The sequence below is a fragment of the Pseudomonas alcaligenes genome, from assembly GCF_041729615.1.
GTDB classification, from domain to species: domain Bacteria; phylum Pseudomonadota; class Gammaproteobacteria; order Pseudomonadales; family Pseudomonadaceae; genus Aquipseudomonas; species Aquipseudomonas alcaligenes_B.
Genome location: NZ_CP154874.1, coordinates 3,677,045 through 3,700,225 on the forward strand (window position 1 = coordinate 3,677,045; position 23,181 = coordinate 3,700,225).

The 23,181-nt window shown below is 67.1% G+C and carries 25 protein-coding genes; 8 read left to right on the top strand and 17 right to left on the bottom strand.

What is annotated here, in order from left to right; all coding sequences use genetic code 11:
* Positions 1 to 37: 37 nt before the first annotated feature.
* Complete coding sequence (locus tag AAG092_RS17830) at positions 38 to 1,000, top strand: NAD(P)H-quinone oxidoreductase (protein WP_373387729.1); 963 nt, start codon at positions 38 to 40, stop codon at positions 998 to 1,000.
* Between the two features lie 16 nt (positions 1,001 to 1,016).
* On the opposite strand, the gene AAG092_RS17835 is transcribed toward AAG092_RS17830, so the two are convergent.
* Genes AAG092_RS17835 through AAG092_RS17860 form a run of 6 tightly spaced genes read right to left on the bottom strand, consistent with a single transcriptional unit; the run spans position 1,017 to position 6,237 of the window.
* Positions 1,017 to 1,670, bottom strand: coding sequence for an HAD family hydrolase (locus AAG092_RS17835; RefSeq protein WP_373387731.1), 654 nt, complete (start codon positions 1,668 to 1,670; stop codon positions 1,017 to 1,019).
* Complete coding sequence (locus AAG092_RS17840) at positions 1,670 to 2,659, bottom strand: ABC transporter ATP-binding protein (protein ID WP_373387732.1); 990 nt, start codon at positions 2,657 to 2,659, stop codon at positions 1,670 to 1,672. Before AAG092_RS17840 ends, AAG092_RS17835 begins: the two co-directional genes overlap by 1 nt.
* 44 nt (positions 2,660 to 2,703) lie before the next feature.
* Positions 2,704 to 3,498 carry an ABC transporter permease gene (locus AAG092_RS17845; protein WP_373387733.1) on the bottom strand — a complete coding sequence of 265 codons (795 nt, stop codon included), beginning with the start codon at positions 3,496 to 3,498 and terminating at the stop codon, positions 2,704 to 2,706.
* On the bottom strand, positions 3,488 to 4,327 hold the full coding sequence (locus AAG092_RS17850; protein ID WP_169919388.1) for an ABC transporter permease subunit: 840 nt from the start codon (positions 4,325 to 4,327) through the stop codon (positions 3,488 to 3,490). The genes AAG092_RS17845 and AAG092_RS17850 overlap by 11 nt, the downstream gene beginning before the upstream one ends.
* Positions 4,327 to 5,133 (bottom strand): alkaline phosphatase family protein, encoded by an 807-nt coding sequence (locus AAG092_RS17855; RefSeq protein WP_373387734.1) that lies wholly within the window; start codon positions 5,131 to 5,133, stop codon positions 4,327 to 4,329. The genes AAG092_RS17850 and AAG092_RS17855 overlap by 1 nt, the downstream gene beginning before the upstream one ends.
* A gap of 48 nt (positions 5,134 to 5,181) precedes the next feature.
* On the bottom strand, positions 5,182 to 6,237 hold the full coding sequence (locus AAG092_RS17860; RefSeq protein WP_076426262.1) for an ABC transporter substrate-binding protein: 1,056 nt from the start codon (positions 6,235 to 6,237) through the stop codon (positions 5,182 to 5,184).
* Positions 6,238 to 6,550: 313 nt separating this feature from the next.
* Between AAG092_RS17860 and AAG092_RS17865 the strand changes: the two genes are divergently transcribed.
* A complete protein-coding gene (locus tag AAG092_RS17865) occupies positions 6,551 to 7,267 on the top strand; it encodes a UTRA domain-containing protein (RefSeq protein ID WP_110682322.1) in 717 nt (238 codons plus the stop codon).
* Positions 7,268 to 7,277: 10 nt separating this feature from the next.
* On the opposite strand, the gene AAG092_RS17870 is transcribed toward AAG092_RS17865, so the two are convergent.
* Positions 7,278 to 8,078: an MBL fold metallo-hydrolase gene (locus AAG092_RS17870; RefSeq protein WP_110682321.1), complete on the bottom strand. Its 801-nt coding sequence runs from the start codon at positions 8,076 to 8,078 to the stop codon at positions 7,278 to 7,280.
* Positions 8,079 to 8,162: 84 nt separating this feature from the next.
* Between AAG092_RS17870 and AAG092_RS17875 the strand changes: the two genes are divergently transcribed.
* Positions 8,163 to 9,125: a GlxA family transcriptional regulator gene (locus AAG092_RS17875; protein WP_258371512.1), complete on the top strand. Its 963-nt coding sequence runs from the start codon at positions 8,163 to 8,165 to the stop codon at positions 9,123 to 9,125.
* Positions 9,126 to 9,133: 8 nt separating this feature from the next.
* Here AAG092_RS17875 and AAG092_RS17880 read toward each other — a convergent pair whose 3' ends face one another.
* The 5 genes from AAG092_RS17880 to minC form a co-directional block, all read right to left on the bottom strand.
* Positions 9,134 to 10,423, bottom strand: coding sequence for a M18 family aminopeptidase (locus AAG092_RS17880; RefSeq protein ID WP_110682319.1), 1,290 nt, complete (start codon positions 10,421 to 10,423; stop codon positions 9,134 to 9,136).
* Between the two features lie 154 nt (positions 10,424 to 10,577).
* Positions 10,578 to 11,213 (bottom strand): RluA family pseudouridine synthase, encoded by a 636-nt coding sequence (locus tag AAG092_RS17885; protein WP_373387735.1) that lies wholly within the window; start codon positions 11,211 to 11,213, stop codon positions 10,578 to 10,580.
* Between the two features lie 56 nt (positions 11,214 to 11,269).
* Positions 11,270 to 11,524 carry a cell division topological specificity factor MinE gene (gene minE, locus AAG092_RS17890; protein WP_110682317.1) on the bottom strand — a complete coding sequence of 85 codons (255 nt, stop codon included), beginning with the start codon at positions 11,522 to 11,524 and terminating at the stop codon, positions 11,270 to 11,272.
* On the bottom strand, positions 11,524 to 12,336 hold the full coding sequence (minD, locus tag AAG092_RS17895) for a septum site-determining protein MinD (RefSeq protein WP_110682316.1): 813 nt from the start codon (positions 12,334 to 12,336) through the stop codon (positions 11,524 to 11,526). Before minD ends, minE begins: the two co-directional genes overlap by 1 nt.
* A 100-nt stretch (positions 12,337 to 12,436) precedes the next feature.
* Positions 12,437 to 13,168, bottom strand: coding sequence for a septum site-determining protein MinC (gene minC / locus AAG092_RS17900; protein WP_373387736.1), 732 nt, complete (start codon positions 13,166 to 13,168; stop codon positions 12,437 to 12,439).
* Positions 13,169 to 13,279: 111 nt separating this feature from the next.
* Between minC and AAG092_RS17905 the strand changes: the two genes are divergently transcribed.
* Both AAG092_RS17905 and AAG092_RS17910 read left to right on the top strand, forming a co-directional pair.
* Positions 13,280 to 14,206: a lipid A biosynthesis lauroyl acyltransferase gene (locus AAG092_RS17905; protein WP_373387737.1), complete on the top strand. Its 927-nt coding sequence runs from the start codon at positions 13,280 to 13,282 to the stop codon at positions 14,204 to 14,206.
* A gap of 39 nt (positions 14,207 to 14,245) precedes the next feature.
* Positions 14,246 to 15,451, top strand: coding sequence for a patatin-like phospholipase family protein (locus AAG092_RS17910; protein WP_373387738.1), 1,206 nt, complete (start codon positions 14,246 to 14,248; stop codon positions 15,449 to 15,451).
* A gap of 3 nt (positions 15,452 to 15,454) precedes the next feature.
* On the opposite strand, the gene AAG092_RS17915 is transcribed toward AAG092_RS17910, so the two are convergent.
* The 3 genes from AAG092_RS17915 to AAG092_RS17925 form a co-directional block, all read right to left on the bottom strand.
* Positions 15,455 to 16,303 carry a pirin family protein gene (locus tag AAG092_RS17915; protein ID WP_373387739.1) on the bottom strand — a complete coding sequence of 283 codons (849 nt, stop codon included), beginning with the start codon at positions 16,301 to 16,303 and terminating at the stop codon, positions 15,455 to 15,457.
* A 92-nt stretch (positions 16,304 to 16,395) separates the two neighbouring features.
* Positions 16,396 to 17,163, bottom strand: a complete 768-nt coding sequence (locus tag AAG092_RS17920) for a VacJ family lipoprotein (protein WP_373387740.1) — start codon at positions 17,161 to 17,163, stop codon at positions 16,396 to 16,398.
* Complete coding sequence (locus AAG092_RS17925) at positions 17,156 to 18,451, bottom strand: serine/threonine protein kinase (protein WP_373387741.1); 1,296 nt, start codon at positions 18,449 to 18,451, stop codon at positions 17,156 to 17,158. Before AAG092_RS17925 ends, AAG092_RS17920 begins: the two co-directional genes overlap by 8 nt.
* Positions 18,452 to 18,687: 236 nt before the next feature.
* On the opposite strand from AAG092_RS17925, the gene AAG092_RS17930 reads away from it, so the two are divergent.
* Entirely contained in the window at positions 18,688 to 19,056 is a 369-nt protein-coding gene (locus tag AAG092_RS17930) for a hypothetical protein (protein ID WP_373387742.1), read from the top strand.
* Here AAG092_RS17930 and AAG092_RS17935 read toward each other — a convergent pair.
* Both AAG092_RS17935 and AAG092_RS17940 read right to left on the bottom strand, forming a co-directional pair.
* Positions 19,047 to 20,606, bottom strand: coding sequence for a beta (1-6) glucans synthase (locus AAG092_RS17935; protein ID WP_373387744.1), 1,560 nt, complete (start codon positions 20,604 to 20,606; stop codon positions 19,047 to 19,049). The two genes, AAG092_RS17930 and AAG092_RS17935, sit on opposite strands and share 10 nt — an antisense overlap.
* 68 nt (positions 20,607 to 20,674) lie before the next feature.
* On the bottom strand, positions 20,675 to 20,896 hold the full coding sequence (locus tag AAG092_RS17940) for a DUF2061 domain-containing protein (protein ID WP_373387745.1): 222 nt from the start codon (positions 20,894 to 20,896) through the stop codon (positions 20,675 to 20,677).
* A 233-nt stretch (positions 20,897 to 21,129) separates the two neighbouring features.
* Here AAG092_RS17940 and AAG092_RS17945 point away from each other — a divergent pair, with 233 nt between their 5' ends.
* Both AAG092_RS17945 and AAG092_RS17950 read left to right on the top strand, forming a co-directional pair.
* Positions 21,130 to 21,441: a DUF485 domain-containing protein gene (locus AAG092_RS17945; RefSeq protein ID WP_373387747.1), complete on the top strand. Its 312-nt coding sequence runs from the start codon at positions 21,130 to 21,132 to the stop codon at positions 21,439 to 21,441.
* Complete coding sequence (locus AAG092_RS17950) at positions 21,438 to 23,096, top strand: cation acetate symporter (RefSeq protein ID WP_373387748.1); 1,659 nt, start codon at positions 21,438 to 21,440, stop codon at positions 23,094 to 23,096. The genes AAG092_RS17945 and AAG092_RS17950 overlap by 4 nt, the downstream gene beginning before the upstream one ends.
* Positions 23,097 to 23,181 lie beyond the last annotated feature (85 nt).

Here is a 23,181-nt window from a genome sequence, read left to right on the forward strand (position 1 = left end):
TGTCTATTGCCGGGGTCTCACTCACTATGGAGGCAGCATGAAGGCATTGCAAGGCATCGAGGGGCAGCTGGAGTGGGTGCAGCGGGTGGTTCCTGCCTGCGATGTGGGGCAGGTCCGCATTCGCGTGGCCGCCGCCGGCCTCAACCGTGCCGACCTGTTGCAGCGGGCCGGGCATTACCCGCCACCGCCGGGCGCCAGCGATATCCTCGGCCTGGAGTGCTCGGGGGTGGTGATCGAGGTCGGTGCCGGCAGCGCCTGGCAGGTCGGTGACCGGGTCTGTGCCCTGCTGGCCGGTGGCGGCATGGCCGAGGAGGTGGTGGTGGACGCCCGCCATTGCCTGCCGGTACCCGAGGGCCTCTCACTGGCCGAAGCGGCGGCGCTGCCCGAGGTGTACGCCACCGCCTGGCTCAATCTGTTCCAGTTGGCCGCGCTCAAGCCCGGCGAGAAGGTGTTGCTGCACGCCGGTGCCAGCGGCGTCGGCTCGGCAGCGATCCAGCTGTGCAAGGCCTTCGGCAATCCCTGCTGGGTCAGCGTCGGCTCGGCCGAGCGCCTGGCCTATTGCGTGGGGCTCGGTGCCCAGGGCGGTGCGATTCGCGGCGAGGCGCTGGAGAGCCTGCGCGACTTCGGGCCGTTCGATGTGATTCTCGACCCGGTGGGGGCCAGCTACGCCGAGCTCAACCTGCAGCTGCTGGCCCGCGATGGCCGCTGGGTGTGTATCGGCCTGATGGGCGGCAGCAAGGCGCCGCTGGACATGGCGCTGCTGCTCGGCAAGCGCATCCAGCTGACCGGCTCGACCCTGCGCAACCGTGACGAGCAGTTCAAGGCCGAGTTGCTGGCCGATCTGCAGCGTCATGTCTGGCCGCTGTTCGCCGAAGGCCGCCTCAAGCCGCAGCTGGAGCGCGTCTACCCGGCCAAGGACGTGGATGCCGCCTTCGCCGCATTGGCCAGCAACCAGGTGGCCGGCAAGCTGGTGCTGCAGCTCGACGCGAGCCTGGCCTGAGCCGGCTCGCGCGCTGTCAGTGCCAGGCGAGGATGTCCCAGCCGGCCTGCTCGGCGTGAGCGCGCAGGGTCGGGTCCGGATTGACCGCATGGGGATGCGGCACCTGCTGCAGCAGTGGCAGGTCGTTGCGCGAGTCGGAGTAGAAATGCGCACCGTCCAGGCTCTCGCCTTCGGCCTCTAGCCAGGCGGCGAGGCGGGTGACCTTGCCTTCGCGGTAGGTCAGTACGCCGCTGGTCTTGCCGCTGTAGCAGCCGTGCTGCAGCTCGCAGTCGATGGCCAGGACTTCCTCGACGCCCAGGCGTTCGCCGATGGCGCTGACCAGGAAATGTGCCGAGGCGGAGATGATCAGCAGGCGGTCGCCGGCCGCACGGTGAGCGGCCAGGCAGCGCATGGCGTCGCTGTAGATGATCGGCTCGATCACGTCTTCGACGAAGGGGCCGACGACGAAGGCCACTTCCTCCGGTGTGCGCCCCACCAGCGGCGACAGGGTGTAGGCCATGTAGTCCTCCATGGCCAGCTTGCCCTGGGAATAGAGCGCCATCAGTTCCTGTTCGCGGGCGAGGAAGGACTCGCCGTCGACCCACTGGATGTCGGCCATGTGCTGCGCCCACAGCGAGGCACAGTCGCCGTGGATCAGGGTTTCGTCGAGGTCGAAGATCGCCAGGGCCATCACGCCACCTCCCGGATCGCGTTGGGGTCGATGGACAGGCCGATGCACTGGCCCTTGCCGATCAGCGAGCCTTCCGAGCGGTTGAGTACGTCCACCAGCAACTCCACGCCGTTGGCCTGCACCCGGTAGCGGATCACGTTGCCGAGCAGGCTGTGGCCGAGCACCTCGGCGGCGATGGCGCCGCTGTCTTCCAGGCGGATGGCCTCGGGGCGGATGGCGATGCGCTGGTGCACCGGACGCAGCAGCAGGCGGCTGGCGGCATCGGCATCGAGCAGGTTGTAGTTGCCGATGAAACCGGCAGCGAAGGCGTCGACCGGCGCGGTGTAGAGGGACTCGGCATCGCCGCTCTGGACGATCTTGCCGGCATTCATCAGGAAGATGCGGTCGCTCATGGTCAGCGCCTCCTCCTGGTCGTGGGTGACGAAGATGGTGGTCAGACCCAGCTCCTGCTGGATGGCGCGGATCTGCTCGCGCAGGTGCTTGCGGATGCGTGCATCCAGCGCCGACAGCGGCTCGTCGAGCAGCAGCAGGCGCGGGCGGGTCACCAGCGAGCGGGCCAGGGCCACGCGCTGGCACTGGCCGCCGGAGAGCTGGTGCGGGTAGCGCGCGGCATAGTCGTGCAGCTCCACCAGGCGCAGCACCTCGTCGACGCGCTGGGCGGTCTCGTCCTTGCCGACCTTCTGCATGCGCAGGCCGAAGGCGACGTTCTGCTGCACGGTCATGTTGGGGAACAGCGCGTAGCTCTGGAACACCATGCCGATGCCGCGCTTCTGCGGCGACAGCGGCACCAGGTCCTGGTCGCCCAGGAGGATCTGCCCGCCATCGACCTCGGTCAGGCCGGCGATGCAGCGCAGCAGGGTGGACTTGCCGCAGCCGGAGGGGCCGAGCAGGGTGACGAACTCACCTTTTTCGATCTCGCAGTGGATGTCGCTGAAGATCGGGGTGGCGCCGTAGCTTTTGTGCAGGCTGCGGATACTCAGGTAACTCATGAAGGTGTCCTTGTAGGCTTCGACTCGCTGCGCTCGCGCGCAGCCTACGGTTTGTCCTTGTTCAGGCGGGTGGCCGCCCAGGTGAAGACCAGTACGAAGAAGAAGTAGGAAATGACCAGCGCGCTGTTGAAGTGGCCGCTGCTGTTGCGCATGTTGTTCAGGTACACCTGCAGGGTCTCGTAGCGGGTACCAACCAGCAGGTTGGCGAACACGAACTCGCCGAACAGGAAGCTGAAGGAAAGGAACAGCGAGACCATCAGGCCGTTGCGCAGGTTGGGCAGCACCACCAGGAAGGCGGCTTTCCAGGTGCTGGCGCCGAGCAGGTGGGCGGCGTCCATCAGGTCGCGCAGATTGATCGCCTGCAGGTTGTTGGTGATAGCGCGGTACATGAACGGCAGGGCCACGGTGAAGTAGCAGCCGATCAGGATCCACGGCGTGCCGACCATCGCCAGCGGCCCGGAACCGTAGACCTGCAGCAGGCCCACCGAGGACACCACCGGCGGCACGGCGAAGGGCAGCAGGATGAGGATGTTCATCACCCCGTCCAGCTTGGGGAAGTGGTAGTGCACCACGAACAGCAGCGGCAGGATCAGCAGTACCGCCAGCAGCAGCGCACCCAGGCACACCAGCAGCGACTGGCCGAAGGCGGCGAGGAAGCGCGCGTCGCTCCACAGCGCCAGGTACCACTTGAAGGTCAGGCCATCCGGCAGGATGGTCGCCGACCAGCTGGTGGACAGCGAGTAGAGCAGGGTGGCCGCCAGCGGCAGCAGCAGGATCAGGAACAGCAGCCAGACCACCACGCGGTGGTAGAGGGCGGCGGGTTTGTTTTCAGCGCGCATCGTGATAGCTCCTGCGCAGCAGCCACTGGTGCACCACGGTGATCAGCGCCATCAGGCCAACGAGCACCATGGCCAGGGCGCTGGCCAGGTTGGGGTCGAGGCTGATGTCGCCGGCCACCAGACCGGCGATGCGGATCGGCATCACGTTGAAGTTGCCGGTAGTCAGGTAGTACACGGTGGCGTAGGCACCGAGGGCGTTGGCCAGCAGGATGACGAAGGTGCCGAGCAGCGCCGGGGTCAGCACCGGCAGGCCGATATGCCGCCAGAAGTCCCAGGTGCCGGCGCCGAGCAGTTGCGCCGACTCGCGCCAGTCCTGGCGCAGGGCGTCGAAAGCCGGGTAGAGCAGCAGCACGCCCAGGGGAATCTGGAAGTAGGTGTAGAGCACGATCAGGCCGGTCTTGGAGTAGAGGTTGAAGTCGTCGATCACGCCGGCCTGCTTGAGCAGCAGGGTCAGTGCGCCGTTGAAGCCGAGCAGGATGATGAAGGCGAAGGCCAGCGGCACGCCGGCGAAGTTGCTGGTCATGTTGGAGAAAGCCATGACGAAGTCGCGCAGCTTCGAGTCGACCTGGCGCAGCGAGTAGCTGCCGAGGATGGCGATGACGATGCCGAACAGGCTGGACCAGAAGGCGATCTGCAGGCTGTGCTTGATCGCCTGCAGGTAGAACTTCGAGGAGAAGATCTTGCTGAAATTGGCCAGGCTCCAGCTGTCGCCGACGATCAGGCTGTTGATCGCCACCCACAACAGCGGGGCGACCTGGAAGGCGAAGAAGAACACGGCGAAGGGCAGCAGGCACAGCAGGGCCAGCCACTTGCCGCGAAGAGCAGACATCACTTGAGCAGTTCCTTGCACAGGGGTTTGTCGTGGGCGGCACCGAGCAGCGCGCAGATGGTGCCGCACAGCTCGATCTGCCGAGGGCGGGCGTTGGCGTCGAGGCTGAAGGCCTCGCCCAGCACCAGCAGCGGGACCTCGCGCTCTTCGGCCAGCATGCCGTTGTGCGAGCGGTCGTTGTTCATGCCGTGGTCGGCGGTCACCAGCACCTGGTAGCCGGCGTCGAGCCAGCCCTGCAGGTAGTCGGCGAGGATCACGTCGGCACGCCGCGCGGCGTTGCGGTATTGCGGCGAATCCAGGCCGTAACCATGGCCGGCGTCGTCGATGTTCATCGGGTGCACCAGCAGGAAGTCCGGCGCGTGTTTCAGGCGCAGGCTCTCGGCGTCGGCGAACAGGTGCGAGTCCGGGTAGTGGTCGGCGTAGTAGAAGTGGCCGTGCTGGATCGGCAGGGCCGCATCGCTGGTGTGGCGGTCGCGGGCGGCGACGAAGGGCGCGCGGTTATACAGCTCGCTCATCCAGTGATAGGCCGCGGCGGCGGTGGTCAGGCCGGCGTCACGGGCATAGTGGAAGATACTGCGCTCCCTGGACAGGCGCACCACGTCGTTGTGCACCACGCCGCTGTCGATCGGCGCAACGCCGGTCATGATGCATTCGTAGAGCGGGCGCGACAGCGCCGGCAGTTCGCATTCGAGGCGGTACAGCGCGGCGCGGCCGGCGGCGCAGTAGGCGTGCAGATGGCCCAGGGCATGCCGTGCGACCTCGTAGTTGAGACCGTCGAGCACGACCAGAATGACTTTGTACGGCATCGGGAATTCCTTGGCGAGAGCGGGGCCCGTGCGGGCCCCGCATCGCGGTCACTGCATTTCGATGATCACGTTTTCCTGCCACAGCTGCGGCAGGGCCTTGGACGTGGCTTCCCAGGCGGCGGCATCCTTGATCGGCTGGACCTTGGCGTACTGCTCGTTGGGCAGCAGCTTGGCCTGCACTTCCGGCGGCAGGGTCAGGTGCTCGGCGCGGATCGGCCGGGCATTGCCCTTGGCCAGGTTGATCTGGCCGGCGTCGGAGAGGATGTACTCGCGGGCCAGTTTGGCCGCGTTGGGGTGCTTGGCGTACTTGTTGATGATGGTGGTGTAGCCGGAGATCACCGAACCGTCGGACGGGATCAGCACCTCGAAGCGGCTCGGGTCGATCTGGTCGCGGTAGGACAGGCCGTTGAAGTCCCATACCACGCCGACTTCCACTTCGCCTTTTTCCAGGGTCTGGATGGTCGGGTTGGACAGCGACAGGCGGCCCTGCTTGGCGATCTCGGCGAAGAAGTCCAGACCCGGCTGGATGTTCTTCTCGTCACCGCCGTTGGCGATGGCGGCGGCCAGCACGCCGTTGACGGCCTGGGCGGCGGCGCTGACGTCACCGATGGCGACCTTGTACTTGCCTTCCTTGAGGTCGGCCCAGGACTTCGGCGGCTCCTTGACCAGCTGCTTGTTGACGATGAAGGCGATGGAGCCGGTGTAGGCCAGCATCCAGTGGCCGTCTGCGTCCTTGGCCCAGGCCGGGATCTGTTCCCAGGTGCTCGGCTTGTAGGGCTGGGTCACGCCCTTCTGCACCGCGATGGGGCCGAAGGCGGCGCCGACGTCGCCGATGTCGGCGGTGGCGTTGTCCTTCTCGGCGTCGAACTTGGCGATCTCCTGGGCCGAGCTCATGTCGGTGTCCATGTGCTTGAGGCCGTACAGCTTGTTCAGGTCAGCCCAGGTGTCCTTCCAGTTGGCCCAGCTGTCAGGCATGCCGACACTGTTGACTTCGCCCTCTGCGCGGGCGGCTTGTTCCAGTGCTTTCAAGTCCTCGTTGGCCATGGCCTGGTTACCCAGAACAATGGCCGATCCCATCAGTGAAGCCAGCAGCAGGCGTTTCATCGTGAAGCTCCTTAGCAGGGTGAAAGTTTGGTCTAGATCAGCAAGACCCAGGCCAAATCTAGAGGCTTTTCATGACGCTTTTATGGCGAGGCTGCGGCCCGTTCCACAGGTCCGCTCCGCGCAGGAAAGCGTAGACCATAGCTAAGTGGCTGATTTGCCTGATTCGCACCAGGCCAGATGGCATAAGGCATGCAGACGTTTCGATGGTCGCCGCGACTGTCATCTGGCAGTCATCTAGGCTGCCTAGCATGGCCGTATCGCCTCACGGCTGCGCACCTCATTGGTGCTGGTCTATTCCAGAATGGAGAAATGCATGCGCGAAGAAGCGCCGCGTACCGTTACCGCCATCTGCCGCGCCCTGCAGGAGCAGATCGACCATGGCCTGCTGCCCCAGGGCGGCAAGCTGCCGGCCGAGCGCAAGCTCAGCGAGCTGTTCGAAACCACCCGCATCACCCTGCGCGAGGCGCTGGGGCAGCTGGAGTCGGAGGGGTTGATCTATCGCGAGGAGCGCCGTGGCTGGTTCGTCTCGCCGCGCCGGCTGGACTACAACCCGCTGGTGCGCAGCCACTTCCACGCCATGGTGCGCGAGCAGGGCCGGGTGCCCTCGACCGAGGTGCTGAGTGCGCGGCTGGTGCCGGCGCCGGCGGACATCTGCGCGCGCCTGGAGCTACCGGCGTTGTCGGCGGTGCAGCAGATCCGCCGGGTGCGGCGTATCGATGGGCGCCTGGTGCTGTATGTCGAGCACTACCTCAACCCGGCCTATTTCCCCGGCATCCTCGACAACGACCTGACCGCCTCGCTCACCGAGATGTACGCCAGCCAGTACGGCATCCGCTACGGCCGGGTGGCCTTCGACATCCTGCCCACCGCGCTGCCGGCCGACGCCGCGCTCAGCCTCAAGGCGGCGCCGGGCAGCCCGGCACTGTGCATCACCCGGGTCAACCGCGACCAGCACGGACGCATCATCGACTGCGACCTGGAGTACTGGCGCCACGATGCGGTGCGGGTGCGCGTCGAGGTTCCGGACTGAGGCGGATTCCTCAGGCCGTGGCGCCGGCGCGAGCGGTTGCGGGGAAGGTCAGGGTCTCGCCATCCAGGGGGACGCGCAAGCGACCACCCAGTTGCGCGCGGTTGGCCTCGGCCAGCAGTTCGGCGCGGCTCACCGGGCAGTGGTCGAGGGCCTCGAGGTGGTTGGCGATCACCAATCCGCGGCTGAGGCTCAGCGCCGCGAGGATGTCGGCCTGGCCCATGATGATCGCGCCGCCGATATCGAACTGCGCGCCGCCGGCTGGCAGCACGCTGACGTCCGGCTGCAGTTCCCGCAGGCAGTGGCGTACCTCGTCGGTCAACAGGGTGTCGCCGGCCAGATAGAGACTGGGCTCGCCGGGGATGCGCATGAAGTAGCCATAACCGTGAGCCATCAGCCGGCCGACGAAGCCCTCGCCATGCAGGCAGGGGATGGCACGCACGCTGCCGCCGAAGAAGGCCCCATCCTCGTCGGTCGCCAGTACCTGCACGTTAAGGCGCAGCCGGCGCAGATAGTCGGCGTCCTCCGCCATACACAGCACCGGCGTGCCGCGTTGGCGCAGCCAGCGCACGGCGGCGCGGTCGAGGTGGTCGAAATGGCCCTTCTGGCAGTGGGTGATCAGGCAGTGGGTCACCCGCTCCAGATGTGTGGCGGCGTTGTCCGGCAGCTCGACCAGTGGATTGCGTCGGCGCGAGCGGGTGACGAACTTGAGCGACGGCAGCTGGCCGCGCGGCGCCAGCATGGGGTCGACCAGCAGGTGGACATCGCCGAACTGGACGATGAGGGTGGCGTTGCGCAACTGGGTGATCTTCATGGTGGCCTCCGATTCAGGTAGGGCCATTGTGAAAATTGCGCGGCCGGGTGAGCATGGCTTGAATTGCCATAAAGCGGACATTTCATGCCAACTCGAACTATCGGTCTGCTGCTCTACCCCGGCTGCATGCCGGCTGGCCTGTTTGCTTTCGCCGATCTGCTGTCGGCCGCCAATCGGCGGAGCGGACAGCGGCATTTCGAGCTGCGCTGGCTCGGTCTGGACCTGCAGGCGGTCGAGTGCGCGCAGGGGCTGCGCCTGCAGCCGGAGGCGACGCTGGCCGAGGCGCGTTGCGATGCGCTGCTCATCCCCGGGCTATGGGCGGATAGCGAGGCACGGGTGGCGCAGGCGCTGGAGCAGCACCGCGCGCTGCTGCACGGCCTGGCGCGCTTGAGTCGAAAGACCCGGCTGTGGAGCTATTGCACCGGCGTATGCCTGCTGGCGGGCAGTGGCCGGCTGGACGGCGAGGAGGCCACCGCTACCTGGTGGCTGGCGGACAGCCTGCGCGCACGTTTTCCCAAGGTCGGCTGGCAGTTCCAGCACACCCAGTTGTTCGGCCCGCGGGTCGCCACCGCCTCGGGTGTCAGCGGCCATCTGCCGATCGCCAGGGCACTGATCGAGGAGCAGCTGGGTGTCGAGGCCTATCGCGAGATTGCCCGGATGATGGTGCTGCCGCGGCCCGAGCCGGCCGCCCCGGTGTTCCGTGCCCTGGGCGTGGCACGGCAGAGCGATCCGCTGCTGCGCCGGCTGCAGCTGCTGGTGGAGCGCCACCCGGCACGGCTGCTGGTGGCCGAGCGGCTGGCTGCGGAACTGGCGCTGAGCACGCGCACACTGGCGCGCAAGGTCAGGGCGCTGACCGGCCACGCGCTGGCCGATCATGTGCGGTTGATCAAGCTCAACCAGGCTGGCGAGCGGCTGATCCTGACGTCGGAGTCAGTCGCGCAGATCAGCGAGGCACTGGGCTTTGGCGACGAGTCCAGCTTCCGCCGCACCTTCAAGCGGGTCACCGGCATGACGCCGCTGGCCTACCGGCAGAGCTTCCGGCTCTAGCCGGGCACTCAGGCCAGCTCGGCGCTGGCGTAGAAGGCGCTCAGCACCCGCACCAGGTGTGCCAGGTCGTGGCTGCCGGCCAGTTCGCGGATGGAGTGCATGGCGAAGGTCGGCAGGCCGATGTCCACGGTGCGTACGCCCAACTGGCTGGCGGTGATCGGGCCGATGGTCGAGCCGCAGCCCATGTCGCTGCGCACCACGAAGCTCTGCACCGGCACTTCCTCGGCCAGGCACAGGTGGCGGAAGAAGCCGGCGGTTTCGCTGTTGGTGGCGTAGCGCTGGTTGCTGTTGACCTTGATCACCGGGCCGGCGTTGAGCTTGGGGCCGTGGTTGGCGTCGTGCTTGTCAGCGTAGTTGGGGTGCACGCCGTGGGCGTTGTCGGCCGACACCAGCAGTGACTTCTGGATGGTCCGCACGAAGGCGTCGCCCTCCGGCAGCACGCGGCGCAGGACCTGATCGAGGAACGGGCCGTCGGCGCCGCAGGCCGAGCAGGAGCCGATCTCCTCGTGGTCGGTGCAGACCAGCACGCAGGTCTCGTCGCCCTCGGCCTCGATCAGCGCCTGCAGGCCGGCGTAGCAGGACAGCAGGTTGTCCAGGCGCGCGCCGGCGATGAAGTCCTGGTTGAGGCCGATCAGCGCGGCGCCCTGGGTGTCGTAGAAGCTCAGTTCGTAGTCCAGTACCGCGTCGGCGCAGATGCCGTGCTCCACGGCCAGGCGGTCGGCGAGCAGGGCACGGAAGTCGGCGCGCTCGTCGCCGCTGAGCTGGGCCAGGATCGGCGGCAGCTCGGTCTGCGCGTTGATCGGCCAGCCCTGGTTGGCCTCGCGGTTGAGGTGGATGGCCAGGTTGGGGATCACCGCGATCGGCTGCTGGAAGTCGATCAGCAGGCTCTGCACCTTGCCGCCCTCGCGGAAGGTCACGCGGCCGGCCAGCGACAGGTCGCGGTCGAACCAGGGCGCGAGCAGGGCGCCGCCGTAGACTTCCACGCCGAGCTGCAGGAAGCCCTGGCGCTGCAGCTCCGGCTGCGGCTTGACGCGTAGGCAGGGGCTGTCGGTATGCGCGCCGACCAGGCGCAGGCCACCTTCCAGCGGCGCGCGGCGGCCCAGGCGGAAGGCGATGATCGAGGAGTCGTTGCGGGTCACGTAATAGCGCCCGCCGGCCTCGGTGTGCCAGGGCTCGCGCTCGTCCAGCGGACGGAAACCGGCGGCCTGCAGGCGCTGGGCCAGGCTGCGGGTGGCGTGGAAGGGGGTGGGCGAGGCCTTTAGAAAATCGATCAGGCCCTGGTTCAGCTCTGCACGCATAACGGACTCCGGACGGCGATCGGCCGAGTTTATCGGATTCAGAGTATGGGCAGGAGGCCCCCTCTCCCGTTTACGGGAGAGGGTTGGGGAGAGGGCATTGACGCACCCCTCTCCCCCGGCCCCTCTCCCACAAGTGGGAGAGGGGAGAAGACAGTCAGAACGGCGCCGGGCACTCGAAGCGCAGGCGCTGGCCGGTGGTCGGGTGAGTCAGGCTGAGCATGCTGGCGTGCAGGCACAGGCGCTCATGGGCGGCCAGGGCCTCGGCGTGGGCGTAGAGGCGGTCGCCGAGCAGCGGGTGGCCGATGGACAGCATGTGCACGCGCAGTTGGTGCGAGCGTCCGGTGATGGGGGTCAGCTCGACCCGGCAGTAGTCGCCGCAGCGCTCGACCACGCGCCAGAAGGTCAGGGCGTGCTTGCCCAGCTCATGGTCGACCACGTGGCGCGGCTTGGTCGGCGGATCGTAGCGCAGCGGCAGGTCGATGCTGCCGCTGTCCAGCTCCGGCTGGCCCCAGCACAGGGCGGTGTAGGCCTTCTCGGTCTCGCGGTCGTGGAACTGCCGGGACAGCTCGCGGTGGCTGTCGGCGTCGCGGGCCAGCACGATGATGCCGGAGGTTTCCCAGTCCAGGCGGTGGACGATGCGCGCTTCCGGGTAGCCGTTTTCCTGCAGGCGGGTCACCAGGCAGTCGCGGTTGTCCTCCGCGCGGCCGGGTACCGAGAGCAGCAGGGTGGGCTTGTTGATCACCAGCAGGGCGTCGTCCTGATGGAGTATCTCGATGTTCGACAGCGGCATGGGCGTTCCACAAATGACGACGGCGGCCGTGGCCGCCGTCGCTTACCCCGGTTGGATCAACGATCCGGCAGGGTGATGTTGAGTTCCAGGATGGAGCAGCTGCCCTGGTTTTCCAGCGCCACGTGCACCTGGTCCTGGTCGATCTTGACGTACTTGCGGATCACCTCGACCAGTTCTTTCTGCAGCGCCGGCAGGTAGTCCGGCTGGCTGCGCTGGCCGCGCTCGTGGGCGACGATGATCGACAGACGCTCTTTCGCGATCGACGCAGGGGTTTCCTTCTTGCGTTCACGAAAGAAGTCGAAAATGTTCATTAGCGCGCTCCAAACAGGCGTTGCATGAGTCCTTTCTTCTGCACATCGAGGAAGCGATGGGGCACTTCCTTGCCCAGCAGACGGTCGACGGCATCGCTGTAGGCCTGGCCGGCGTCGCTCTGGTCATCGAGGATGACCGGCACGCCCTGGTTGGAGGCTTTCAGCACGGCCTGGGACTCGGGGATCACGCCCAGCAGGTTGATGGCGAGGATTTCCTCGACGTCTTCCACGCCGAGCATCTCGCCCTTGGTGACGCGCTCGGGGTTGTAGCGGGTCAGCAGCAGGCGCTCCTTGATCGGCTCCAGGCCCTGTTCGGCGCGGCGCGACTTGCTGGCCAGCAGGCCGAGCATGCGGTCGGAGTCGCGTACCGAGGAGACTTCCGGGTTGGTCACGACTATGGCTTCGTCGGCGAAGTACATGGCCATGTGCGCGCCGGTCTCGATGCCGGCCGGCGAGTCGCAGATCACGAATTCGAAGTTCTGCGACAGCTCGTCGATGACCTTGCCCACGCCTTCCTTGGTCAGCGCGTCCTTGTCACGGGTCTGGCTGGCGGCCAGCACGTAGAGGTTTTCCAGGCGCTTGTCCTTGATCAGGGCCTGGGTCAGGCTGGCTTCGCCGTTGATCACGTTGACGAAGTCGTAAACCACGCGGCGTTCGCAGCCCATGATCAGGTCGAGGTTACGCAGGCCCACGTCGAAGTCGACGATGACGGTCTTGTGGCCGCGCAGGGCGAGGCCGGTGCCGATGGCGGCGCTGGTGGTGGTTTTACCCACGCCGCCCTTGCCGGAAGTGACTACGAGGATCTTGGCCAAGGTGATTCACCCCAAATATATGAAAAATCGGGAAATCCGGCGCCGGTAAACTGGCTTCCGAATGCCCCTTTTGGTCCCTGAAATTGGGCCGCAGTATCCGTTAAAGGCGGGTGATGTTCAACACATCACCCGACAGGCTGACTTGCACCGATTGGCCCCACAGGGGATCGCGGCGCAGCTCCTCGGCGGTCTTGTACTGGCCGGCCACGGAAAGCATTTCCGCGCCCATCTGCTGGCAGAAGATGCGGGCCCGGGCGTCGCCCTTGACACCGGCCAGGGCACGGCCGCGCAGCGGGCCGTACACATGGATGTTGCCGTCGGCGAGAAGTTCCGCGCCGGCACTGACCGGCGCCATCACCACCAGGTCGCCGCCCTGGGCGTAGATCTGCTGGCCGCCGCGGACCGGGCTGGTGACGATGCGGGTCGGCTTGTACTGCGGTTCGGCCGGCTTCTCTTCCTTTTTACGCGCTTCCACCGGCTCGACCAGTTTCTCGCGGGCGCCGGAGGGCGGCAGTACCGGGATGTCCAGGGCCTCGGCGGCGGCGATGTCGTCCGCGCGGTTGGCGCGGATGGCCAGGGTGCGCAGGCCGTGGCCGCGGCAGACTTCCATCAGCCTGGCCAGGTCGAGTTCGCCTTCGCCTTCCGGCAGCTTGTCCAGGGCCAGCACCAGGGGGATGTTCTGGAAGAAGTTGGGGGCCTGGGCGACTTTGTCGGCCAGTTGCCGGTCCAGGCGCTCCAGCTCGTTGTGCGCCAACTCCAGCACGGTGATGGCGAGCATGCTGCCCTTGAGCTGGAACACGGGGTCTTGGTCGAGGAGATCGGCTTGGCTCATGGTCTGTTCATGCGGTTGGATGGCGAGGACTTATAACGAGAAGCCTGGTCGGCCGCAAGCCAAGGGGACTTCTGTAGAATGGCCGCCCCGAGTCTTTGTCCGGAATAATTCATGGATCGCCCGCAATTTCGAGCCAGCCTGCTGCATCCCCGTTTCTGGCTGTTATGGCTGGGGTTGGGCCTGCTCTGGCTGGTTTCGCAACTGCCGTATCGACTGTTGATGGTGCTGGGGCGTGCGCTCGGCTGGCTGATGTACCACCTGGCTGGTTCGCGCCGGCGTATCGCCGCACGCAACCTCGAGCTGTGCTTCCCCGAACTGTCGGTGGCCGAGCGCCAGCGCATGCTGCGTGAGAACTTCGCCTCGATCGGCATGAGCTTCTTCGAGATCGCCATCAGCTGGTGGTGGCCGGTGGCGCGGCTGCGCAGGCTGGGGCGGGTGGAGGGGCTCGAACACCTGCAGCAGGCCCAGGCCGAAGGCCAGGGCGTGATCCTCATGGCGCTGCACTTCACCACCCTGGAGCTGGGCGGCGCCCTGCTCGCTGTGCGCCATGACATGTACGGCATGTACCGGGCGCACAAGAATCCGCTGTTCGACTTCATCCAGCGCGAGGGACGGGAACATCGTCTGCTGGGCGCCATGGAGCGCGACGACGTGCGCGGCATGCTCAAGCAGCTGCGCGCCGGCGGCGTGGTCTGGTACGCCCCCGACCAGGACTATGGTGCGCAGCACAGCATCTTCGTGCCGCTGTTCGGCATTGCGGCGGCCACCGTCACCGCCACCAGCAAGTTCGCCCGCCTGGGCAAGGCGCGGGTCATCCCCTTTACCCAGGAGCGCCTGGCCGATGGCTCCGGCTACAGGGTGGTGGTGCACCCGCCGCTGGCCGATTTCCCCGGCGAGAGCGAGGAGGCCGACTGCCTGCGCCTGAACCAGTGGATCGAGGCGGCTATTCGCCGCCACCCGGAGCAGTACCTGTGGGCGCACCGGCGCTTCAAGACCCGTCCCGAGGGCGAGCCCAAGCTCTACAAGCGCGGCAAGTAGCCGGCCCCTATACTCGCTAGAAAAAGCGGAAAGCGCCCCATGAGTGAAGCAGTAGAAGTCAGCAGGCCCGTCACCGGGCTGATTCTCTCCGGCGGCGGCGCGCGGGCGGCCTACCAGGTGGGCGTGCTGGGGGCGATCGCCGACCTGCTTGGTGAATCCTGCCGCAACCCTTTCCCGGTCATAGTCGGTACCTCAGCCGGCGCCATCAACGCCGTCGGCCTGGCCTGCGGCGCCCTGCATTTCGCCAGCGCGGTGCGCCGCCTGACCGAGGTCTGGCAAGCCTTCCACTGCGGCGACGTGTATCGCAGCGACTGGCCCGGCGTGCTGCGCCAGGCCAGTCGCTTTCTCGGCCACAGCCTGCTGGGCATGGGCAAGGATCTTCCGGTGGCGCTGCTCGACAGCGCGCCGCTGGGCGAGCTACTGGCCCGCGAGCTGGACTTCTCCGGCATCGCCGCGGCGGTACGCATGCGCCAGCTGCGCGCGGTGGCGGTGACCGCCTTCGGCTACGAGAGCGGCCAGGCAGTGACCTTCTACCAGGGCCGCGCGACCATCGACCCCTGGTTCCGCCATCGCCGCGTCGGCGTACCGACCCGCCTGGGCCTGGAGCATCTGCTGGCCAGTGCGGCGATCCCGCTGATCTTTCCGCCGGTCAAGGTCAACCGCGAGTACTTCGGCGATGGCGCGGTGCGCCAGCAGGCGCCGATCAGCCCGGCGCTGCACCTGGGCGCCAGCCGCGTGCTGGTGGTGGGGGTGAGCGGCAACCCGCTGGGCAAGGCTGCCAACCAGCAGGTGGCACGTCCGCGCAGCGGCCTGCCGCCGACCCTGGCACAGATCAGCGGGCACATGCTCAACAGCACCTTCATCGACAGCCTGGAGGGCGACATCGAGCTGCTCGAACGGCTCAACCACATGAGCCGCCTGGTGCCCTCGGGCCTGCATCCGCGCGGCCTGGGCCTGAAGCCGGTGGACGTGCTGGTGATCTCGCCGAGCCAGCCGCTGGACCAGATCGCCGCACGCCATCGCCACGAACTGCCCAAGTCCATGCGCTTCTTCCTGCGCGGGCCGGGCGCCACCCGCGCCAGCGGTGCCGGGGTGCTCAGCTACCTGCTGTTCGAGCCTGGCTACTGCAACGAGCTGATCGAGCTGGGCTACCAGGACGCCATGGCGCAGAAGGGCGCGCTGTGCCGCTTCCTCGGCCATGCCGAAGAAGCGAGCGAGGAGGCGCCGGTTCTCTCGGCGCGCTGAGCCTCAGGCGGTCAGGCGGTCGTCGCGAAAATCGCGTAGCGCCTGCTCGATCTCTTCCCGGCTGTTCATCACGAAGGGGCCGTACTGCACGATCGGCTCGTTGAGCGGCGTGCCGGCGATCAGCAGCACCCGTGCACCGCTGCTGCTGCCCATCTCGATGGCGCCGGCCTCCGACAGCCGCGCCAGGCGGCCCTTGCCGATGCTGTGGCCATTGACCGCCAGCTCGCCCTCGTAGACGTAGAGCAGCACCCGCTGGCCATCGGCCAGGCGCGGCGCCAGGCGGCTGCCGGCCGGCAGGTGCAGGTCGAACAGCTGTGGCTCGGTGTGCGGGCGCTGCACGGCGCCATCCTGCTGCTGCTGGCCGTCATCGAAGCGCCCGGCGATCACGCTGACGGCCACGCCATCGGCGGTGGTCAGGCGCGGGATCTCCTGCGGGGCATAGTCGCGGTAGCCGGCATCGCCCATCTTGTCCTTGGCCGGCAGGTTGAGCCACAGCTGGAAGCCACGCATCACGCCTTCCTGCTGCTCCGGCATCTCGCTGTGGATGATGCCGCGGGCGGCCGTCATCCACTGCACGCCGCCGCTTTCCAACAGGCCGACGTTGCCCAGGTGGTCCTCGTGGCGCATGCGCCCCTCGAGCATGTAGGTGATGGTCTCGAAGCCGCGGTGCGGATGCGGCGGGAAGCCGGCGATGTAGTCGTCCGGGTTGTCCGAGCCGAATTCGTCGAGCATCAGGAAGGGATCGAAGCGTTCGATGCCGGCACCGCCGATCACGCGGGTCAGGCGCACGCCGGCGCCGTCCGAGGCGCTCTGGCCGATGTGCTGGGTGAGAACTTGGCGGAACTGGGTCATGGGGCACCTCCGTAGCGGGAATGTGCCCATGCTAGTCCTGTTTATTGAATCTATGGTCGCAAGTTTTGCTTTGTAATGATCGATAAGGTCGATTATTCGGCGATCTGCAGCTTGCGCGCCTCGCGGTACACGTAGCGCAGCTTCTCGTACTCGAACGGGCTGTTGGTCTGGCCGTAGCGGAAGGCGGTGCTGTGGCGCAGGTCCACCACGCGCAGGGCGGTGATTTCCGGGTGATCGCTGCTGACTTCGGCGACGTTGAGGTAGTTGATCTGGCTCTCCGCGGCGAAGTCGAACACCTTGCCGCCGGTGTCGCGCAGGTTGGACGGGCCGAGGATCGGCAGCACCAGGTAGGGGCCATCGGGGACGCCGTAGAAGCCCAGGGTCTGGCCGAAGTCCTCGCTTTGCTTGGGCAGGCCGATGCGCGTGGCCGGGTCCCACAGGCCGGCCACGCCGATGGTGGTGTTGACCAGCAGGCGTCCGCTGGTCTGCAGCGAGCGCTTGCCCTTGAACTGCAGCAGGCTGTTGAGCAGGTTGGGCACGTCGCCCAGGTTGGCGAAGAAGTTGCTCACCCCGCTGCGCACGAAGCCCGGGGTGACGTAGCGGTAGCCCTCGACCACCGGTAGGAACACCCACTCGTCGAAGCGGTAGTTGAAGTGGTAGACGCGGCGGTTCCACGACTCCCAGGGGTCGTAGACCTGCAGTGCGTTCAGGGTCGAGCGCTCGAACTCGCGCTGGTCCAGGTAAGGGTTGAACTGCAGGCGCTGCATGGGATTGGTGAAGCCGTCCGGATCGGTGGCGGGTTCGCCGTGGGCCAGGCCGGCGGCGAGCAGCAGGGCGAGCGGGAACAGGTACTTAGCCACGGAAGAACTCCAGCATGGCGTCGCTGTTGACGCGGTAGTTGAGGTTGCCGCAGTGCCCGCCGCGCGGGTACAGGGTCAGGCGCTCGCCGAAGGTGCGCCGCAGGAAGCCGAGGTCGCCGGGGCCGAGGATCAGGTCGTCGGCGTTGTGCATTACGGCGACCTTGGTGCTGGCCCTGAGGTAGTCCTGCAGGGCGTACAGGCTGATCTGGTCGTTCAGCTGCAACAGGCTGCCGCCGTCGTACCTGGCGCGCCAGTAGGGCAGCAGCTGCTCGACTATGTAGCAGTCGAAGTCGCACTGCAGGGCGCGCTTGAAGAAGGGCGTGAGGCTGGTGCCCTCGCGGATCGGGTAGTGCGGCGGGGTGATCAGGCCGCGACGGTTGATCAGGTCGGCGGTGAAGGCCATGTCGGAGACGGAAAAGCGGAACGAGCTGCCGATCAGCATGGCCAGCTGCTCGTTGCTGAGCTTCTGCCCGGACTGCTGGAAGTCGTAGAGCAGGGCCTCGTTCAGGTCGATATAGCCCTTCTCCTCGAAGTAGCGCGTGAGCTTGCCGAGGACCAGCTCGAAGTAGGTGGTCTGGTCGTCGACGCCCCTAACCCGGGTCTGCACCAGGCGATCCAGGTTGGTCACCGAGGTGTACAGGTTGACCGGCGGGTTGAGCAGCAGCACGCGCTTGAAGTTGAAGCTGCGCAGGCGCTCGTCCAGCTCGCTGACGAAGGCGGCGTTGAGCGCGCCGAGGCTGTAGCCGGTGAGGTGGTAGTCGCTCACCGCGAGCTTGGGATGCTGGGCGCGCACGGCCATCATCACCCGGTACAGGTCTTCGGCGTCGGCCCGCGAGATGCCGGGGGTGGCGCTGCGCGAGGCGGCGCTCATGAAGTCGTAGCTGGTCGGCGAGGACAGCTGCACCACGTGGTAGCCGGCGCCGTAGAACAGGCGCTTGAGCTCCTCGGTCTTGCCGCTGGCGTAGTGCGCGCCGGTGCCGGCGATGATGAAGATCAACGGCGCGCGGCCTTTCTGCTGGGCCAGGCGGTAGCGCAGCTTGGTCACCGGCCAGAAGTTTTCCGGTAGTTCGAACTCGCGCTCCGGGCGCAGCTTGAGGCTGTAGTCGGCCTGGTCGATGTCGTCATCGCCGGGCACCTGCGGGCGCAGTTTCGGCGGTGTGCCGGCGATGGTCGCCTCGAACGGGTTGGCCAGCGGGAAGCCGTAGCTGGCGACGTCGAGATCGGCGGCCGTGGCCGGCAGGGACAGCAGCTGGCCGAGCAGGGCGACGCGGGTGAGTAGACGGAGCATGGTCGAATCCCTTTGACGGACTGCAGGGAGTGAATAACGGCGCTATGACAAGTGCAAGCGCCAAGAGTGCCGTGACGCGGCCTGGCGAGCCGCGCCATGCCCCCCGGACAGGCTCGGCGCTGGCCTGGGCCGGCGGCAGATCCCGGCTCTTCCGGATGGATTCTGGCGATCCGTCTTGCACTCGGGCGCGGGCGGATTAAGCTGGGCGCCTTTTTCGGACCATCGGAGTGCCCAGAATGTCCCGCCATCTTCCCTTCCTGCTGTTGCTGCTGGTGCTGCCCCTGTGGCTGGCGGCCAGCTACGGCGTGCGTTTCGCGCTGATGGAGGACGGTCAGTGGGTGGGCCTCTGCGTGGAACAGGCGACGCGCTGGGAATGCCAGGCGCGTGCCGGCCTGGGCTACCTGATCCACTTCCGGGTGATCGCCTGGGGCGCGCTGGGCCTGGCGCTGCTGGCTTTCGTCGCGCCCGGCCGGATCGGTCGCCTGCTGGCCGTCCTGGCGCTGTTCGTGGGCATTCCGGCCCTGGTGCTGTACAGCGCCAGCCTGGCGGTGTTCGCCCTGGTGCTGGCCGGGCTGCGCCTGGTGCGGCGCGCGCCTCAGGCCTGACGGCGCGAGTGGCGCAGGCTGCGCCACAGGGCGGCGAGCAGCAGGGCGCTGGTCACCGCCCAGCTGATGGCCTGCAGGTTGTGCGGGCCTTCCTGGTACAGCTGCGGGGCGATGCCGGCGCCGATGATGGCCGCCAGCAGGGCGACCTCGCGGCGCGGGCCCTGTACCGGGCGGCACAGGTAGACCAGCGCCGGCAGCAGCAGGGCGAGGCTGGGGAAGCTGCGGTAGCGGGCGTCGAACACCAGGGCCAGCATCAGCACCGCGCCGGCGAAGCCGGCCGCCGCCAGCCACCAGCCGGCGCGTGCCTCCAGCCAGGCGAAGGCGCGCTGGCGCCAGCCGTGGCGGGCCGACAGGGCCAGCACGGCATGCGCCAGGACGATCAGGTTCAGGCCCAGCAGGGCGGCGGCCCACAGCCATTCACCCCAGTAGCGGCTGGTGACCAGCGCCAGCTCGGTCCAGCCGAGGCTGCAGGCGGCGCCGAGGGCGGCCGCGAATGGCAGCAGCAGGGCGGCGCGGGGGCTGGCCGGGCGCCCGGCCAGGCACAGCGCGGCGAGCAGCAGCAGGCCGCTGGCGCCCAGCCACAGCGGCCAGTGCGGCAGGTTGGACACCGGGCCGGCGAGGATGCCCTTGTCCTGCCGGTCGGCATCGTACAGGCCCCAGAAGCCGCCGACAGCACCCTCGCTGTCGCGCTTCCAGGGCTGGTCGAAGGCTTCGATCAGGTTGTAGCGCCAGCCGTTGTCCTCGGCCAGCTTGACGAAGCCGCGAATGAACAGCGCTTCATTGACCCGGCTCGGCAGGGCGGTCTCGCGCTGGCGGCCCTCGCTGGGCCAGCCGGTTTCACCGATCAGGATGTCCTTGGGCGCGTAGGCGCTGCCGAAGGCGCGGCGCACGTTGGCGACCTGGGCCAGGGCGGCGTCGATACCGGTGGGTTCGTCTTCCCAGTAGGGCAGCAGGTGGATAGTGAGGAAGTCCACCGCCGGTGCCATCCGCGGGTGCTTGATCCAGAACTCCCAGACATCGGCGTAGGTCACCGGCTGCGCCACGGCGGCCCTGACCCGTTCGATCAGCGCCACCAGTTGCGCCTCGGTGGCTTCCTTGCGCAGCAGCACCTCGTTGCCGACGATGACCGCCTCGATCACGTCCGGGTAGGCGTTGGCGGCGCTGATCAGCGCGGCGACTTCCTTCTCGCTGTCCACCGGGTTGGCGCTGATCCAGGCCCCGGCCAGCATCTTCAGGCCGTGCTTGCGCGCCAGTTCGGGCAGCGCCTCCAGGCCGATCTGCGAGTAGGTGCGGATGCAGGTGAAACGCTGGGCGAGCAGTGCCAGGTCGGCGTCGACCCGCTCGGGACGCAGCACGAAAGGTTGCTGGAAGGGCGACTGATCCTTGGCGAACGGCGTGTAGGAGGCGCATTGCAGCTTGTGCGTGGGCGTCGCCGCGTCGGCCAGTGGCAGCGGCCGGCCGATCCAGTACCAGCCGGCGGCCAGGGCACCGACGGCGAGGAGCAGGGCGATGAGGTAGGTAACGAGGAGCAGGCGCGAGTCGGACTTCATGTCGGCTGGGGATGCGTGGCGGCAAAGCCGCGCATCTTAGCGGAGCCGGCGGGCCGCGCACAGCCGCCTCAGGCGTGGTGATGCAGCCAGGCGTACCTGGGGATGGCGCTGCCCTGACCCTTCTTCTCGAAGCGCCGCCAGATTTTCTCGTGGAAGTAGAAACCCACCGAGTTGCACAGCGGCTCCACCGCCGCCACCAGGCCACCCACGGCCACGCTGCCGGTCAGCGCATAGGCGACGGCGAAGGCGATGCAGAAGTGCATGAGGGTGAAGGTTACGGTCTTGAGCATGGCACACCTCGCTGAACGAGAATTGTTCTTTCTTGTCGTGCAAGGTAGCCGCGCTGGTAGGAAGCGGGAAATCGCTCTTGTGCATGGCGCCGATAGCGGCGCTGTATGCCGCTGCCGGGCGCCTAAGACTTTGGTCGAGAAGCTCCTGTCGTTACGACTAAGGTCGTCTGTCTTGCGCGGGCCAGAGTTCTACAGTGACCTCACCAGCAACCCAGCTGTGGAGGACAAAAACAATGAACGACAGCGTCTACAAGCGGATCGAGCAGAATCCGCGCTTCCAGGAACTGGTCGCCAAGCGCGACAGGTTCGCCTGGACCCTCTCTGCCATCATGCTCGGCCTGTACGTGGCCTTCATCCTGCTGATCGCCTTCGAGCCGCAGCTGCTCGGCACGCGCATCAGTCCGGAAGGCACCACGACCTGGGGTATCCCCTTGGGCATCGGCCTGATCCTGTCGGCCTTCGTGCTGACCGGCATCTACGTCAAGCGCGCCAACGGCGAGTTCGACAGCCTGAACCAGGAAATCCTCGACGAGGTGCAGAAATGATCGCCCGCATCCTTACCTCCCTGGGCCTGCTGGCCGCCTCGCCGGCCCTGTGGGCCGCCGGCGCGCTGGAAGGCGAAGTGCAGCGCCAGCCGCTGAACATCTCGGCCATCGTGATGTTCGTGGCCTTCGTCGCCTTCACCATGTTCATCACCTACTGGGCCTCCAAGCGCAGCAAGTCGGCCTCCGACTTCTACACCGCCGGTGGCAGTATCACCGGCTTCCAGAACGGCCTGGCGATCGCCGGTGACTACATGTCGGCGGCCTCCTTCCTGGGTATCTCCGCCCTGGTGTTCGCTTCCGGCTACGACGGCCTGATCTATTCCATCGGCTTCCTGGTCGGCTGGCCGGTGATCCTGTTCCTGATCGCCGAACGCCTGCGCAACCTCGGCAAGTACACCTTCGCCGACGTGGCCTCCTACCGCCTCAAGCAGACGGAAATCCGCACCCTGTCGGCCAGCGGCTCGCTGGTGGTGGTGGCCTTCTACCTGATCGCGCAGATGGTCGGTGCCGGCAAGCTGATCGAGCTGCTGTTCGGCCTGGACTACCATGTCGCGGTGATCCTGGTCGGCATCCTGATGGTCTGCTACGTGCTGTTCGGCGGCATGCTGGCTACCACCTGGGTACAGATCATCAAGGCCGTGCTGCTGCTGTCCGGCGCCTCCTTCATGGCGCTGATGGTGATGAAGCACGTGGGCTTCGACTTCGGCACCCTGTTCAGCGAAGCGGTCAAGGCCCACCCGAAAGGCGAGGCGATCATGAGCCCCGGCGGCCTGGTCAAGGACCCGATTTCGGCCATCTCCCTGGGCCTGGCGCTGATGTTCGGCACCGCCGGTCTGCCGCATATCCTGATGCGCTTCTTCACCGTCGCCGACGCCAAGGAAGCCCGCAAGTCGGTGTTCTACGCCACCGGTTTCATCGGCTACTTCTACATCCTGACCTTCATCATCGGTTTCGGCGCCATCCTCCTGGTCGGCACCAATCCGCAGTTCAAGGACGCCACCGGCGCCCTGCTGGGCGGCAACAACATGGCGGCGGTGCACCTGGCCGATGCCGTCGGTGGCAGCCTGTTCCTCGGCTTCATCTCGGCCGTGGCCTTCGCCACCATCCTCGCGGTGGTCGCCGGCCTGACCCTGGCCGGTGCCTCGGCGGTGTCCCACGACCTCTACGCCAGCGTGATCAAGAAGGGCAAGGCCAACGAGAAGGATGAGCTGCGCGTGTCGAAGATCACCACCGTGGCCCTGGGTGTGCTGGCCATCGGCCTGGGCATCCTGTTCGAGAAGCAGAACATCGCCTTCATGGTCGGCCTGGCCTTCTCCATCGCCGCCAGCTGCAACTTCCCGGTGCTGATCCTCTCCATGTACTGGAAGAAGCTGACCACCCGTGGCGCCATGATCGGCGGCTGGCTGGGCCTGGTGACCGCCGTCACCCTGACCGTGCTCGGCCCGACCGTGTGGGTGCAGATCCTCGGCAACGCCACCCCGGTCTACCCCTACGAGTATCCGGCGCTGTTCTCCATCCTGGTGGCCTTCATCGGTATCTGGTTCTTCTCGATCACCGACAAGTCCGCCGCGGCCGACGAGGAGCGTGCACGCTTCTACCCGCAGTTCGTCCGCTCGCAGACCGGCCTCGGCGCCAGTGGCGCGGTCGCCCACTGATCGTCAGACGCTCCGTGTGACTCGGGCAGCCTGCGGGCTGCCCTTTTTTATGGGCGCTTGAGCCGCCCGGCCGCTTGCGGCATGT

Coding starts and splice junctions, on each gene's coding strand:
- AAG092_RS17915 (WP_373387739.1), bottom strand. CDS start 16,303: ATGACCCAGTTCCGCCAAGTTCTCACCCAGCACATCGGCCAGAGCGCC.
- AAG092_RS17845 (WP_373387733.1), bottom strand. CDS start 3,498: ATGCGCGCTGAAAACAAACCCGCCGCCCTCTACCACCGCGTGGTGGTC.
- AAG092_RS17855 (WP_373387734.1), bottom strand. CDS start 5,133: ATGCCGTACAAAGTCATTCTGGTCGTGCTCGACGGTCTCAACTACGAG.
- AAG092_RS17910 (WP_373387738.1), top strand. CDS start 14,246: ATGAGTGAAGCAGTAGAAGTCAGCAGGCCCGTCACCGGGCTGATTCTC.
- minE (WP_110682317.1), bottom strand. CDS start 11,524: ATGAACATTTTCGACTTCTTTCGTGAACGCAAGAAGGAAACCCCTGCG.
- AAG092_RS17865 (WP_110682322.1), top strand. CDS start 6,551: ATGCGCGAAGAAGCGCCGCGTACCGTTACCGCCATCTGCCGCGCCCTG.
- AAG092_RS17850 (WP_169919388.1), bottom strand. CDS start 4,327: ATGTCTGCTCTTCGCGGCAAGTGGCTGGCCCTGCTGTGCCTGCTGCCC.
- AAG092_RS17950 (WP_373387748.1), top strand. CDS start 21,438: ATGATCGCCCGCATCCTTACCTCCCTGGGCCTGCTGGCCGCCTCGCCG.
- AAG092_RS17905 (WP_373387737.1), top strand. CDS start 13,280: ATGGATCGCCCGCAATTTCGAGCCAGCCTGCTGCATCCCCGTTTCTGG.
- minC (WP_373387736.1), bottom strand. CDS start 13,168: ATGAGCCAAGCCGATCTCCTCGACCAAGACCCCGTGTTCCAGCTCAAG.
- AAG092_RS17945 (WP_373387747.1), top strand. CDS start 21,130: ATGAACGACAGCGTCTACAAGCGGATCGAGCAGAATCCGCGCTTCCAG.
- AAG092_RS17935 (WP_373387744.1), bottom strand. CDS start 20,606: ATGAAGTCCGACTCGCGCCTGCTCCTCGTTACCTACCTCATCGCCCTG.
- AAG092_RS17840 (WP_373387732.1), bottom strand. CDS start 2,659: ATGAGTTACCTGAGTATCCGCAGCCTGCACAAAAGCTACGGCGCCACC.
- AAG092_RS17875 (WP_258371512.1), top strand. CDS start 8,163: ATGCCAACTCGAACTATCGGTCTGCTGCTCTACCCCGGCTGCATGCCG.
- AAG092_RS17880 (WP_110682319.1), bottom strand. CDS start 10,423: ATGCGTGCAGAGCTGAACCAGGGCCTGATCGATTTTCTAAAGGCCTCG.
- AAG092_RS17925 (WP_373387741.1), bottom strand. CDS start 18,451: ATGCTCCGTCTACTCACCCGCGTCGCCCTGCTCGGCCAGCTGCTGTCC.
- AAG092_RS17870 (WP_110682321.1), bottom strand. CDS start 8,078: ATGAAGATCACCCAGTTGCGCAACGCCACCCTCATCGTCCAGTTCGGC.
- AAG092_RS17885 (WP_373387735.1), bottom strand. CDS start 11,213: ATGCCGCTGTCGAACATCGAGATACTCCATCAGGACGACGCCCTGCTG.
- AAG092_RS17940 (WP_373387745.1), bottom strand. CDS start 20,896: ATGCTCAAGACCGTAACCTTCACCCTCATGCACTTCTGCATCGCCTTC.
- AAG092_RS17830 (WP_373387729.1), top strand. CDS start 38: ATGAAGGCATTGCAAGGCATCGAGGGGCAGCTGGAGTGGGTGCAGCGG.
- AAG092_RS17930 (WP_373387742.1), top strand. CDS start 18,688: ATGTCCCGCCATCTTCCCTTCCTGCTGTTGCTGCTGGTGCTGCCCCTG.
- AAG092_RS17835 (WP_373387731.1), bottom strand. CDS start 1,670: ATGGCCCTGGCGATCTTCGACCTCGACGAAACCCTGATCCACGGCGAC.
- AAG092_RS17860 (WP_076426262.1), bottom strand. CDS start 6,237: ATGAAACGCCTGCTGCTGGCTTCACTGATGGGATCGGCCATTGTTCTG.